This is a genomic window from Nocardioides aromaticivorans, assembly GCF_013408525.1.
GTDB lineage: Bacteria > Actinomycetota > Actinomycetes > Propionibacteriales > Nocardioidaceae > Nocardioides > Nocardioides aromaticivorans.
Genome location: NZ_JACBZM010000001.1, coordinates 2083044 through 2096535, shown reverse-complemented (window position 1 = coordinate 2096535; position 13492 = coordinate 2083044). Strand labels below are relative to the sequence as shown.

At 64.2% G+C, this 13492-nt stretch carries 7 protein-coding genes; 3 read left to right on the top strand and 4 right to left on the bottom strand.

Features of this window, described 5'->3' with window-relative positions:
- Window positions 1-2: 2 nt before the first annotated feature.
- Window positions 3-833 carry a hypothetical protein gene (locus tag BJ993_RS09825; RefSeq protein ID WP_179648613.1) on the bottom strand — a complete coding sequence of 277 codons (831 nt, stop codon included), beginning with the start codon at window positions 831-833 and terminating at the stop codon, window positions 3-5.
- 216 nt (window positions 834-1049) lie between these two features.
- Here BJ993_RS09825 and BJ993_RS09820 point away from each other — a divergent pair, with 216 nt between their 5' ends.
- From BJ993_RS09820 to BJ993_RS09810, 3 genes are read left to right on the top strand one after another with little or no spacing between them, the layout of a single operon-like run.
- Window positions 1050-2240 (top strand): DUF6361 family protein, encoded by a 1191-nt coding sequence (locus BJ993_RS09820; RefSeq protein WP_179648612.1) that lies wholly within the window; start codon window positions 1050-1052, stop codon window positions 2238-2240.
- Window positions 2227-4017, top strand: coding sequence for a phospholipase D family protein (locus BJ993_RS09815; RefSeq protein WP_179648611.1), 1791 nt, complete (start codon window positions 2227-2229; stop codon window positions 4015-4017). Before BJ993_RS09820 ends, BJ993_RS09815 begins: the two co-directional genes overlap by 14 nt.
- Entirely contained in the window at window positions 4014-7229 is a 3216-nt protein-coding gene (locus BJ993_RS09810; RefSeq protein ID WP_179648610.1) for a DEAD/DEAH box helicase, read from the top strand. Before BJ993_RS09815 ends, BJ993_RS09810 begins: the two co-directional genes overlap by 4 nt.
- 90 nt (window positions 7230-7319) lie before the next feature.
- Here the strand turns inward: BJ993_RS09810 and BJ993_RS09805 are convergent, their stop codons facing one another.
- The 3 genes from BJ993_RS09805 to BJ993_RS09795 are packed head-to-tail and all read right to left on the bottom strand — an operon-like array spanning window position 7320 to window position 13368.
- Complete coding sequence (locus BJ993_RS09805; protein ID WP_179648609.1) at window positions 7320-10448, bottom strand: type I restriction endonuclease subunit R; 3129 nt, start codon at window positions 10446-10448, stop codon at window positions 7320-7322.
- Window positions 10448-11626: a restriction endonuclease subunit S gene (locus tag BJ993_RS09800; RefSeq protein WP_179648608.1), complete on the bottom strand. Its 1179-nt coding sequence runs from the start codon at window positions 11624-11626 to the stop codon at window positions 10448-10450. Before BJ993_RS09800 ends, BJ993_RS09805 begins: the two co-directional genes overlap by 1 nt.
- Window positions 11623-13368, bottom strand: coding sequence for a type I restriction-modification system subunit M (locus tag BJ993_RS09795; RefSeq protein ID WP_179648607.1), 1746 nt, complete (start codon window positions 13366-13368; stop codon window positions 11623-11625). The genes BJ993_RS09800 and BJ993_RS09795 overlap by 4 nt, the downstream gene beginning before the upstream one ends.
- Window positions 13369-13492 lie beyond the last annotated feature (124 nt).

The following is a 13492-nucleotide window of genomic DNA, read 5'->3' as shown; positions in this document are numbered from 1 at the left end:
ACCTACTCGCCGGCTCCGGTCTCCTCGGCGAGCACCTCGCCGGGAACAACGTCCGCATCCAAGCCCGCGGCGAAGTCGGCGTTCAGTTCGAGCTCGTCGTCGTACTCGCCGTTCAGGTTGCTCACGAACGTGTCGGCCAGGCGGTTGCCCATAGGACGGAACGTCACGTAGGTCAACCCACCGGAGACGACGCCTCCGACCACAGGAACAGCCTTGGTGATCGTCTTCTCGACGGTCTTCTTGGTCACTTGCTTGCCGACCAGGGCCCCGACCTTCTTCACCAACGGGTACCAGGCCGTCTTGGTCAGGGCCTGCGCCGCCACCTTCTTGCCGAGGTTCTGACCCGCTGTCTTCGACGTCTGCGAGACGAGCGCTGCCGCACCGGCCGCGCCGAACATCGCGCCCAGGTAGCCGATGATGCGGATCTGCGCCGCCTCGGACAGCTCCGCGCTACCACCGTCAAACAATTCCTCCTCCCCGAAGAGGTAGGCGATTTGCTGTGCGAGGTTGATCGCGAAACCGAAGTACTGCGCGACATCCGCACCTCCGGCCGCAACCATCACCAACGGGTTGCTGGGCAGCCCCGAAGCGAATGAGACGGCAGAAGACTTCGTGGCGCTGCTCTTGATGATTGACGAAGCCTTCTTCCGGAGCGACTCCACCGAGTAGACCGCCTGCGGACCCCGCTCAAGGATCACGTCGATGTGCGGCGACTTGCCGAAGTGCTTGCGCAGGAACGCCTCTCGATCCACCCTCACGACCGGCAGATGGGCAACCGCGCCAATCGTTTGCAGCGCCGTCGCGTAGAGCTTGTCCTGGGTTTGTTCCGCCATAGCAGGAGACTAATGACGCAGGCGCCTAGCCGACGGCCATTCGCTGACGGTTTCCTACGGCCGCAATGGTGGCGCCTTGGCGTACAGAGCCCCAGATCGAATGCACTACTTGCAGGCCGCAACAAGCGACCTTCAACCTCGAAATGCATCCCAGTCGTCGGACGGTTCCCCTATCTTCCGATAGGTGATGAACATCCGACGGCGTAAAGCAGCCGAGTGACCTCGCTGATCGCGTGGCTCGACTCCACCCCCGAAGAACAGCGGGTGACTCGCGAGCTCGTCGCCCTGTTCTCGCAAACGGAGAGCCGCGACGAGCTGGGGATCGGACAGGTTCGGGACGCGTTCAGCGACCTACTGTTCCCGGGCACTTCTGTGCTGCAGACGCGCGCTCGTTACTACCTCTTCGTACCGTGGTGCTACACGAGCGGCCGGGCGGCGCACGCCTATGACAAGGAGAACTTCCGCGTCGGCCAGCTTCAGGAACGCCAGCTGATCAAGACCTTTCAGGATTCGGCCTTCGATGACGCCGCCGGCCTCATCGGGAGCCGGGTAGGGCCCGAGGTGAAGAACCTGCCGTCGACCCTCTACTGGTCCGGCATGCTCACCTACAAGGTGCGGACGAATCCCGGTGCGATCGGCTCAGCTGCACGTCGGTCCGGCGGCGACAGCGCGACCGAGCTCAGCGAAAGGGTCGTTGGCGAGTGGGATCCTGGGATTCCCCCGGCCCCTCAGGGATTCCCCAATGAGGTCCCCGGCGGCTTCGCGATGACCCCGGCCGAGGCTGAGTGGCTTTACGGCCGGATGGTCACCGCGGCACCTGACACCGTGCTTGCGCACCTCTTGAACCGGCACGAGGTGATCGGCGACGACGTCCGCTACCCATGGCACGCCGCGCCGCCCTCAGAGTTCGAACCACTTCACCACGCCGAGTGGTTCAGCGCGGTGATCGAGGGCGCGCCGCTTCTGTACAACCTGCTGATCGGGGAGCAGTACGAGCTGAAGGGATTCGACCACGTCCCCCAGCCGGTGGAGACCTACCGCACCGCGTTGACCCAATGGCATGCGGACTTTTCCGAGCGGTACGGCATAAGCCTCACGGCTTGGGACGTCGATCGCATGTGGGAGCTGGCCATCGGGCAGAACCCCAACATCGGACCAAGTACTCGATCGTTCGTCGACAGTTGGATTGCTGGGCTTCGCGAGGGTGCATCACCTGCTGACAACCAGGGACTCCGCGAGCTGGTCCGGATTCGCGAGAAGCGCAAGGGATCTCAGTCGCGACTGGTCAATGAGAAGCTACTCGCTTCGTGGTCGGGAAGTGCCGGCGTAGGTCGACTCGCGTACCGATGGGGCAATGTGCGGGCCGTCGTCAATGACATCTTGAGGGGGCTCCATGCTGGCTCCTGACAGTCGCGTCGTGCTCTTGGAGCAACTCGCGCCGCCTCCGGGCTCGCGGTTCGATGCAGCCATCGCGACGACCTTCACGCTCGACCTGACCGCGACATTGATCCCGGCGCTCGCCTTCACTTCGTACTCCTACTCAGGATCCTCCGCCGATCCGATCGCTCTGCTCGAAGCGCTCCGAGCGACCGGTGACCGGCTCGATGTCTTCTGTCAGGGCGGCAACATCGCTGCGCCCAGCCACGTGCCCGACCTGCTCGCCTTTCTGGAGCCGCTGGTCCACGAGGTGAAGCGCCCGCGTGGCGGCCTCTTTCACCCGAAGATCTGGTTCGTCAGGTACGTCGACGACGCGGGCCAAGCGTCGTACCGATTGTTGGTGCTGACCCGCAACCTCACCAACGACCGCTCCTGGGACCTTGCTGTTCGCCTTGACTCCGCCTCCCTCGGCGATAGGGAGCAGGACGCCAACGCGCCGCTTGCCGACCTCCTGGCCTCGCTGCCTACTTGGACGATTCGCGAGCTCGCGCCAGAGCGGGCCGAAAGAATCAGCCAACTAGCGGGCGAGGCGCGCCGTATCGAGTGGCAGTGGCCCGACACCGTCCGACACCTTGGCTTCCACTTCCTCGGCGGAAACCGTCCGATGCCAGACCTGCCGCCAGGTCGACGCCTCGTGGTCTCCCCCTTCATCAACGACGCCGGACTCGCTCTCCTGGACCCGAACGGCGCGACCACGGTTCTCTCGCGTGCCGCTGAGCTCGAGAGGCTTTCACCTGGGGTCGCCGAGCGTCTCGACGCCTACGTCATCGACTCGATGGCTGTCGTCACAGAAACCGACGAAACTAACCTCGGCGGTGACCTCCACGCCAAGATGTTCGTCGTCGAGCCGACGGCCAAATGGGCGAGCGCCCACGTGTTCATCGGCTCGGCGAATGCAACCGACGCTGCCTTGCAGCGGAATGTCGAATTCATCGTCGAGCTCCATGGCCATCGCGATCACCTCGGAATCGACTCTTTCCTGGGTGAAACCGCGCCGTTCCGCGTGCTGCTGGAGCCATACCGCGCCACGGGTGGCGCCGCACTCGACCCCGACGAGGACGAGCGACGCAAGGTCGAGAACGCGCTTCGCGAGATCGCCGAGATCGAGCACCACGTCGCCGTCGTTGATGGCGATCGCGAGGCGTCGGAAACCGAGGGGCACGACGTGCGCGTCTCTGCCCGCAAGCCCTACCCGCTCTGTACCGGCTGGCGAGCGAGCGTGCGCCTGATGACTAAGGCCGGCAACAGCATCGTCGCCGCAGAAGGCGAGGCACTCGCCGGAACCTTCAGCGGCATCGCCACCGCGGACCTCACCCCGTTCCTGGTCGTCCAGATCACCACCGATTCGGGCCTCGACGTCGCGTGCGTCATCGTCGCTGAGCTCATCGACCCGCCCGCTGATCGACTCGACCAGATCCTCGCTCGTCAAATCGACACCCCTGACAAGTTCCTTCGCTTCCTCTACCTGCTGCTCAGCCTCGGCAACCCGCACCTGCTTGCCCAGCTGGCCGGCTCAGCAGAGGGGGACGGCCAGGGCTTCGGCATCGGCCAGTCGGGCGGTCCCGGGATTCTCGAGCTCGTGTTGCGGGCGCTCTCCGAGCGACCAGCTGCTCTCGGCGACCTCGATCGGCTCGTTCATCGGCTTCAGTCCACCGAAAAGGGCCGCGAGGTGCTTCCCGACGGGTTCGATGCGTTCTGGGCAACCGTTCGCGAGGCACAGGACATGTTGGGAGAGACCTGGGCATGAAGCGGTACGACGCAGAGCCGCACCTTCGCGGCCTCACCGACTTCCAGCTTGCCAGCGTCGATCACGTGATCGAGCAGTTCTACGGACCAGTCGGCGGGAAGCGCTTTCTCGTCGCCGACGAGACAGGTCTGGGAAAGACCCGTGTGGCACAGGGCGTCATCGCCCGCGCGATCGAGACGCTCCAGGACGAGCCTTCGGTCGAGCGGATCGATGTTGTCTACGTCTGCTCAAACGAGGACCTCGCCAAGCAGAACCTCCGCAGGCTCAACGTGACAGGCCAAGCCGAAATCCCGTTCTCGAGCCGCCTGACCTTGCTCGCCGAGCACAGCCGCCGCCTCCGCCAAGCTGGTCACGTCGGCAAGCCGATCAACCTCGTGTCGTTCACCCCGGGCACCTCGTTCGACCCGGGTCACCAGCTTGGAAAGTCTCGCGAGAGGGCGATGATCCTGCTGGCCATTCGAGAGCTGGTCCAGATGGACGGCTGGGGCCAGCGAGCCAGTCGACGCTTGCTCCAGGGCAACGTTCGCAAGATTGAGCGGTTCGACTGGAAGGTCGACGACCTCCGGCGCCAGATCGGGCCGGGGGGCCTCGATCCTGCGATCCTCGAGCAGTTCGAGCGCCTCATCAGTGCCGACGAACCCGAGAGCCTCAAGACACGCTTCGTCCAGATGATCGCGGCGATCGGTCGACGCGACTCGGTGCCCTCCCACCTCCACGATGACCACCGCCGCCTCGTAGGTGAGCTCCGCGGAGCTCTTGCTGCAGCGAGTGTGCACACGCTTGAGCCGGACCTCGTGATCCTCGACGAGTTTCAACGGTTTCGGCACCTGCTCGACCCGTCCACCGCGGCCGGTGAACTCGCCCACCACCTCTTCGAGTACGACGCCGCGAAGGTGCTCCTGCTTTCGGCAACGCCGTACAAGCCGTTCACCTATGCGGAGGAGAAGGAGGAGGACCACGCAAAGGACCTCTTCAACACGCTGACCTTCCTTGCCCAGGGCCGAGGCGACGTCAGCGTCGACACGATCCGCGTCCGGCTCAAGGAGTACCGCGACCTCGTGTCCTCCGGCGTGGGCGATGCATCGGTGGTGGACGCCCTTCGCCACGACCTCCTCAAGCTGATGAGTCGTGCTGAGCGTCCGGCACTCCCGGACGGATCGATGACGGTGGAGCACCGTCGACCGGCTGACGATGTACGGGCCGCGGACCTCGTCGGTTTCGCGCGCCTCCAGGAGGTCGGTCGATTGGTCGCTCGGGAGAAGGACCGCGGACTGGTGACCGCAGAGTTCTGGAAGTCGGCACCGTACTTCATCAATTTCGCCGACGGGTACCAGTTCGGCCGACGGCTCGACGAGGCCTCTCCCAGCTCCGACCTGCGGAGGGCCGTCGCAGCGACTCAGCGCATCCACGCAGCTGCAATCGAACAGTTCAAGCCGTTGGATCCCGGGAACGCGCGGATGCGCGCGCTCACGCACGACACTGTCGGGCAGGGTTGGTGGCAGCTCCTCTGGGTGCCGCCGTCGCTCCCCTACTTCTTACCCGGCGGGGCATACGCCGACCCTGCCGCCTCGTCGATGACGAAGCGCCTCGTCTTCTCGTCGTGGGCCGCGACGCCTGCTGCCGTTGCCGGGATCCTCAGCTTCGAGGCCGAGCGTCACGCGGCGGCTGGCAGCAATTACGACGAGTACACACCCGAGGCCAGGAAGCGAATCGTCAAGCACTTCAACTACTCGGTCACCCAGCAAACTGGCCGGCTCCGCGGCATGCCGACGTTGATGCTGCATTGGCCTTTCCTGGCCCTGGCCAACGCGATCGACCCACTGCAGATCGTCGCCGAGCGCGGTGGCAGGCAAGTGTCGGCCGCAGATGCTCGCTCTGACGTCAGGACGCGCCTCCTCGCGATGCTCGACATCGAGCCTGGGCTGTCTCAGGCGGACCCGGACGGTGACGAATCCGGTCTGCGCGTCGCCCAGTGGCGTGCAGCGTTCTCGATGGCGGGGAACTGGCCGGCGACGATGCGTGACGATGAGGTCGCCCTCGCGTTGTCCGGTGCCGCCGAGTCCGACGACGATGACGAGTCCGCTGGCGCAACTGTGCGTCATGCCGGCGTGCTGCAGCACCTCCAGCACGTGCGCGAGGAACTGGCAGCACCCGAGCGTCCTCTCGACCACGAGACGGCAGACCTGCTCGCCGAGATCGCGCTCTTCGCGCCAGGCTCGATCGCCGTACGCGTGCTCCACCGCCTGTGCCATGACTTCGACAATGTGACCGAACGAGGTCTGTTCGAAGCCGCAGCCACCCTCGCCAACGGTCTCCGCTCCCTCTTCAACCGCCCGGATGTCACCAAGATCGTCGAGCGGCTCGGTGCCGAGCGAACGCCGTACTGGCGCAAGGTGCTGACCTACTGCGCCAACGGGAACCTGGAAGCCGTCCTCGACGAGTACCTCCACCATCTCCAAGCGGATCTCGTCGTCGGCGACTTCGACGACGCCAAAATCGGCCGACTCGCCTCAGAAGCGGCAGCCGCTATCGGGCTGAAGCCGAGCACCTACCGGGCTAAGGACCCGGCAGCGGCCTCGGTCCCGCTGAGCTTCGTTGGCCGCTTCGCCCTGCGGTACGGCGCCCGCGACCAGAAGGCGGAAGACGCTCGCCAACCGGAGGTGCGACGCTCGTTCAACAGCCCCTTCTGGCCGATGGTCTTGGCCTCGACCTCTGTGGGCCAGGAGGGTATCGATTTCCATTGGTGGTGCCACGCCATCTTCCACTGGAACACTCCGCCGAACCCGGTCGACTTCGAGCAGCGGGAGGGCCGTGTCGACCGCTACCGCGGGCACGCGGTCCGCAAGAACGTCGCTAGCAGGCACGGACCCGCTGCGCTTGCCCAAGTCGGCGGCAACCCATGGGATCGCCTCTACGAGCTCGCGACGGACCATCGCCACGAGTATGGCGACTTCACCCCGGGCTGGGTCTACCCCGGCCCCGCGAAGATCGAGCGCCACATCACCCCGTTTGTCCTCAGCTCCGACGAGGCGCGGTACGACAGGGTCAAGTCAGATGTGGCGCTGTACCGCCTGACCTTTGGCCAGCCGCGCCAAGAGGACATGCTGGAGCTGCTGCGAAACCGTGGCCTCGACGGAGCAGCGAGACTTTCCGCCCTGCGCGTCGATCTGCGACCACGAGCTATTGAGAACGAAGAAATTCGAAATGAGTGAGCCTGCGGCTCCTTGGATCAGGCGACGAGCTGAGCAGTAGCTCGCCCCCGACGGCAGCTGTCAGTTCGAGCTGCTAAGCCGTTGCTTCGGTCACTGGCCGGTCTCGTCGTCGGTCGCGGCTTCGTAGAAGGCGTCCGCGAGCGCCACTATCACCCCGTTGATCCCCGGCCCATCGCTGAAGAAGTAGTCGGCCATCGTGTTGTGGGCGTCCTGGTTGTCCACGACGGCCTCCGTTACCGCCGCCTGGAAGTCCTGTGACTCCATGAACTGCTTCTTCGAGTTGACCTTGGTCTGCTTGACGAGGTCGGGATAGAGCAGCAGACGCTGCACCAATCCCTGGACGAACTCCCGGACCTGGGACTCTGCGAATGACTCGGCGCCGAAGAGGTCGTTCATCCGGTCGATGACGACCTGGAGCGCGACGTAGTTCGGGTCCTTCTTGCTGCCGGTGCCGGCGGCTTTGATCCCCTTGAGCTCGCCGTCGCCGGTCAGCGAGATGTCGACGACTGCGAGCTTCTTGTGTTTCACCCCGACCAGTACCACGTCGGAGAGATCGACCTCGGCCGCCCATGCCGACTCGGCAATGACCTTCTCCAAGAGCCGGAGGAAGATCGAAAGCATCTCCATGTAGGGGTCGCCGTAATCGACGATCTGGCTCATGAAGTCGTAGAGCCGGACGTAGGTGGAGACGTCCTTGCGGAAGAGGTCGAGGGTATTGAGGGTGACCCTGTCGTCTTCCTCGATCGCGCGTGCATACCGGCGCTTGAAGTCGTGTTGGGCAGGGCTGATCGCCGCTGACAGGGCGTTGTTGCCCTTGCGGGTCACCCATAATTCGGCGACCTTCCGGACGTCGTCTTCGCTGTAGATGCCGGCGTGCGCCAACTTGGTCGCCAGGTGCACAACGACGTACGGGTCAGTCTCGGTCTCCAAGGCGGCGTTCTTAAAGTACGGCTCGAACGAGGCGCGAATGTCCTCGGGCTTGTTGTGGAAGTCGATGACGAACGTCTTGCGCTTCTGCTCGCCACCAGCCGTTCGGTGGGTTCGGTTGAGCCGCGACAGCGTCTGGACCGCGGTCACTCCGGACAGGCGCTTGTCGACGTACATCGCGGACAGCAGAGGTTGGTCGAAGCCGGTCTGGAACTTGTTAGCGACCAGCATGATCTTGTAGGTCTCGCCCTTGAACGCGGCCGCCAGGTCAGCGCCTGCCCCGGGATTCAGGTTCCCCTCGGTGAACTCGTCGTCCTTGGTCGGCGACGGCCCCCAATCGGAGCCCCACTCCTCGTCCTCCGCAAACTTCACGCCGGCAGAGAAGGCCACGAGGGTGCGATAGTTGTACGTCGGGTCCTGGGCCGCGCGCTTCGCGATATACGCGTCGATGGCCTTCTTGTACTTCACCGCGGCCTTGCGTGAGTCCGTCACGACCATGGCCTTCGCCTTGCCCTCGAGCAGGTGCGCGACGTTGGCGTGGAAGTGCTCGACGATGATCTGAACCTTCTGGCTGATGTTCGTGGGGTGCAGCTGCACCCAGCGCATCAGCCCCTTGCGCGCAGCACCTTCTTCGACCTCGCCTTCAGTGCTGGCGTTGCCGGCGATCTTCAGCGAGGTGTCGTAGGACTGGTAGCCCTTGAGCACATCGAGGATGTAGCCCTCGTCGATCGCCTGTTTCATCGAGTAGAGGTGGAACTCGCGTGGCTTACCGTCGGCGCCCTTGCGACCGAACAGCTCCAGGGTCTTGTTCTTCGGCGTCGCGGTGAAGGCGAGATAGGAGATGTTCTCCGACTCGGCACGCTCGGCCATCTCCGAGGCGAGCACGGACTCGACATCGACCTCGCCGCCTTCCTCGAGCTCCTTCAACTCTTCGGCCGTGAGGACCGCCTTGAGTTTGGAGGAGATCTGGCCGGACTGCGAGGAGTGCGCCTCATCTGCGATGACGGCGAAGCGCTTGCCCGTGAGCGCGGAATCGGCTCGGATCTCGTCGAGTGCGAACGGGAACGTCTGCACTGTAACGGCGATGATGAGCTCGCCGTTCTTGAGGGCCGTCGCCAGTAGGCTGGACTTCGACTTCGCGCCAGCCTTGCGTACGTCCTCGGGGCTGATGGTCGCGACGATCTTGCCTGAGCCGTCGATCTGGCGGATGGCGTCCTGGAGTTGGCCGTCGAGAACGGTTCGGTCCACGACGACGATCACCGAGTCGAAGACCTTCTTGTCATCGACGTGGAGTCGGGCGAGACGGTGCGCGGTCCAGGCAATGGTGTTCGTCTTGCCGGAACCGGCCGAGTGCTCGATCAGATAGCGCTGTCCGACGCCCTCCTCGGCGACGGCGGCAACGATCTCGGTGACGGCCTCCCACTGGTGGAACCGCGGGAAGAGCATGCTAGTGCGCCGCACCGAGGTGCCGGTTGCGACGTCCCACTCCTCCTTGGTCTCGACGATCATCAAGCGGCCGATGATGTTGAGCCAGGCGTGCTTCTCCCAGACCCGCTCCCACAGGTACGCCGTTGCCGACCGGCCTTCGGCGCCTGGTGGGTTTCCGGCGCCTCCGTCATGGCCGACGTTGAACGGCAGGAAGTGGGTCTTCTCGCCCTCGAGCTTGGTAGTCATCGCTGCCAGGTCATTGGAGACAGCGAAGTGCACGAGCGCCCGATGCCCAAAGGACAGGAGCGGCTCGGCCCGACCGTTGGTGATGGGGTTGCGGGCCTTCTTGTACTGGTTGATCGCCTCGTCCAAAGACTGCGTGAAGTGAGTCTTCAACTCGGCGGTCGCCACGGGGATGCCGTTGACGAACAGCACCAGATCGATGCTGCGCTGGTCAGCGGTGGAGAAGTGGACCTGCCGCATCACCCGGACGCGCATGGCGTCGTATTGGATGTTCGTGGTGGCGTTGAGCGTCGTGTCCGGACGGAACTGGGCCATCTTGAGGCGGCCGCCTCCGATGTACTGCACCCCGCTACGCAGGATGTTGAGCGTCCCGCCACCGTGCTCGAGCGGCTTGTCGAGCGCATCCGTGAGGACATCGAGAAACTTCGCCGACGACCCGGCCGCCTTCAACGCCTTCTCGTACGCCGGCTTCTGCGTCTCCTCGAGCCACGCGAAGAGATCCTCCGGAAAGAGAGCACGCTCCCGGTCATAGCCCGCGTCGTTCGGCGAGTAGAGCCAGCCGTGCGCCTCGAGATACGCACAGGTCTCGGACTCGAAGACGATCTCGTTGTGGTCAGCCATCAGACCACCTCCCGGACGTCGATCTGACCCGTCACGGCTGCGGTGATCAGCGCCGAGCGGCGTTCCTTTGAGAGCTCGATGAACCGCTCGGTCTCGGCAGTTGTCGTATCGATCTTCGCGGTCTGCTCGTCGAGCCGCGCGAGAATGCGGCGCTGGTCACTTATCCGGGGTAGCGGCATCGGGAGGTTGACGATGTCAGATTGGCTGACGTTCAACATCGAATGGCTCGCACCCGTCGCCTCCATCTCGATCATGTCCCTCCATCGACGGCTTCCGAGCACGGCAGCCACATAGCGCGGCAGAGCCCGCGTTTCGTCGAGACTGAATGCGTAGAGCTTGTCGCAAAGCATCAGACGGGGGAACTCGCCATCCACGACAGCTGCACTTCCAACCAATTCGCGTGTGTTGGCTCTGGAGACAATGAGGTCGCCTCTTCGCACAACGATCTCGGGGCGGGGTGACTCGGTCTCTGGCAACTCCTTGTTCTGCATGGGCCGGAACGTGCCCCCGTTTGCGGCCCCGGCCTTGAGCACTGCCCACGTCTCAACGCCGTCGGCTGGCCACGCATAGCACTGGGGGCTCCACCCCTGCCTGACCGATCGGATGATGTGCTTCAGCCGGGGTCCCCTGGTCTCGATCTCGGACGCTGCCTCGGAAACCGCAGCAGCGCGGCGCTCGCGGAGCATCTCGATCAGGCGCTCCTGCTCCTCGATGAGGCTGTCGATGCGGGCGGTCTCGCGGTCGAGGTAGCCAGCTACGGCTCGCTGCTCGGCGATATGCGGAGCATGAAGTTCAATCGAGCGAACGAACGTCCACTCCGCACGAGGCATCTTGGCGCCTACGACTGAAGACTCGACTGGGTCCAGGAAGCTGCGGCCAAGTAGCGCCCAACGAAGGTATCCGGGATCGACGCGATCCGCGCAGGGCCGATAGACGTGGAACTCTCCGACCGCCGCACCTCGCCGGTCCGCGAGCCAAGCCTTCGCCAAATACGGCCGAAGCTTTCCGAAGAGCACATCACCCGGCTCGAATCCGATGCCGTCGCCGTCGTAATCCGTCAAGGGATCCGCGGTCATGCGGCCCGTGCCGGGCTCGATGGCCTCCAGGCCGATCTTGAACGATTGGTCAGTTGCCTTCGCTGTCACGAGATCGACCAGACGACCGAGCGGGATCATCATCCCTCCACCTCACGCAGCAGTTCGAGGATCTTGCCGACCTGCTTCTCGAGGTCATCGTCAATCTCGGCGACTGGCCGAGGCGGGACGTACTTGTAGAAGTGGCGAGTGAAGGGGATCTCGTACCCGGTCTTGACCTTGGACCAGTCGATCCAAGCATCGGAGACGTAGGGCTTCACCTCGGCGTCGAAGTAGGACTGGATCACCGCGAGCTTCCCGCCCGCGCCGACGGCCGATCCGCCGTAGGTGAAGGGCACGTTCTCGGCGTCGCGCTTCTTCGAGTCCGGCTTTGGTTTGCCCTTGCGGTCGGTCACCGGGTTCCCGTTCTCGTCCAGCAGCGGTCGCTCGACGGTGATGGTCCAGTACCCGAACTCGTCGTTGCGGAGCACCTTGGAGAAGTCAGGGTCGGCCTCCCTGAAGTCGGCGTAAAGCTTCACGACGTTCGCCCGGTCCTCATCGGAGATCTCGCGGCCCTTGGCGCCGAGGTTCTTACGCATCTTCGTCCAGAACGAAGTTCCGTCGATGAGCTGCACCAGCCCCTTGCGGCTGGGGTGCTTGGTGTTGTCGAGGATCCAGATGTAGGTCGCGATGCCAGTGTTGAAGAACATGTTGGTCGGCAGTGCGACGATCGCCTCGACCAGGTCGTTCTCCAGCAGGTACTTGCGGATGTTCGAAGGCCCGGACTCAGCGGCGCCGTTGAACAGCGGCGAACCATTCATGACGATTCCGACACGCCCACCGCCGTCCTCTGGGGCTCGCATCTTGTGTGCCAGGTGGAGCAGGAAGAGCATCTGCCCGTCGGAAGTTGCGGGCAGTCCGGGCGCGAAGCGGCCGTAGGGACCCGCCTCATCGCGCTCTTTCGTGACCTGCTTGGCGTACTGCTTCCAGTCCACGCCGTAGGGCGGGTTGGACATGCAGAAGTCGAACTGGCGTCCCTTGAACGCGTCGTCCGTCAGGGTGTTGCCGAACGCAATGTGGGTCGCATCGTTGCCCTTGGCGATCATGTCGGACTTGCAGATGGCGTAGGACTGCGGGTTGTACTCCTGGCCGTACAGACTCAGCCGGGCGTCCGGGTTCTGGGCCAGCAGGTGCTCTTCGGCCAGGGAGAGCATGCCGCCGGTGCCGGCCGTGGGGTCGTAGAGCGAGCGGACGATCCCTTCCTCGCTCAGGCCGGCGTCCTCTTCCGCGAACAACAGGTCCACCAAGAGGCGGATGGCATCGCGTGGCGTGTAGTGGTCGCCAGAGGTCTCGTTGGCGGCCTCGTTGAATTTGCGGATGATGAACTCGAAGGCGTCGCCCATGTCGGAGTTGGACACGACGTTCGGATGGAGGTCGACCGCTCCGAAGGCCTTGACGATCTCGCGCAGGAGCTCGGCCTTCTCGAGGGCCAGGATCTCCTTTTTGAAGTCGAAGTACTCGAAGACGTCGACGTCCGGTGAGAACCTGTCGATGTAGTCGTTGAGGTTGTCGACGAGCCCATCGGCGTCGGCCAGCAGGTTGGCGAACGAGTAGTTCGATGTGTTGTAGAACGGGCGACCGGTTGCCTTGGCGACTTCGACCTTGAGCCGGTTCTGGTTGTCGTACTTCGCTGCCAACTCGCGAACCACATCGCGGTCGGGCTCGAGTATGCAGTCGAGTCGGCGAAGGATGGTCAGCGGCAGGATGACATTGCCGTACTGGTTGGGGCGGTAGGGCCCGCGGAGCTGGTCGGCAATCGACCAGATGAAACTGCCGAGAGTACTCACGAACGTCCTTCATGGAATCAGACAGAAGCTGGGACCATCTTGCCGAACTCACCGCAAGCCCATGGGGCGGTTACCGGAATGGGCGTCGCTTCCCTCTGCAGTCCCCGCGGCTCCCGTTCCCGAA

Bases quoted from the DNA above. Each gene is read 5' to 3' on its own strand.
- BJ993_RS09825 (WP_179648613.1), bottom strand. From the start codon at position 833: ATGGCGGAACAAACCCAGGACAAGCTCTACGCGACGGCGCTGCAAACG.
- BJ993_RS09815 (WP_179648611.1), top strand. From the start codon at position 2,227: ATGCTGGCTCCTGACAGTCGCGTCGTGCTCTTGGAGCAACTCGCGCCG.
- BJ993_RS09810 (WP_179648610.1), top strand. From the start codon at position 4,014: ATGAAGCGGTACGACGCAGAGCCGCACCTTCGCGGCCTCACCGACTTC.
- BJ993_RS09805 (WP_179648609.1), bottom strand. From the start codon at position 10,448: ATGGCTGACCACAACGAGATCGTCTTCGAGTCCGAGACCTGTGCGTAT.
- BJ993_RS09800 (WP_179648608.1), bottom strand. From the start codon at position 11,626: ATGATGATCCCGCTCGGTCGTCTGGTCGATCTCGTGACAGCGAAGGCA.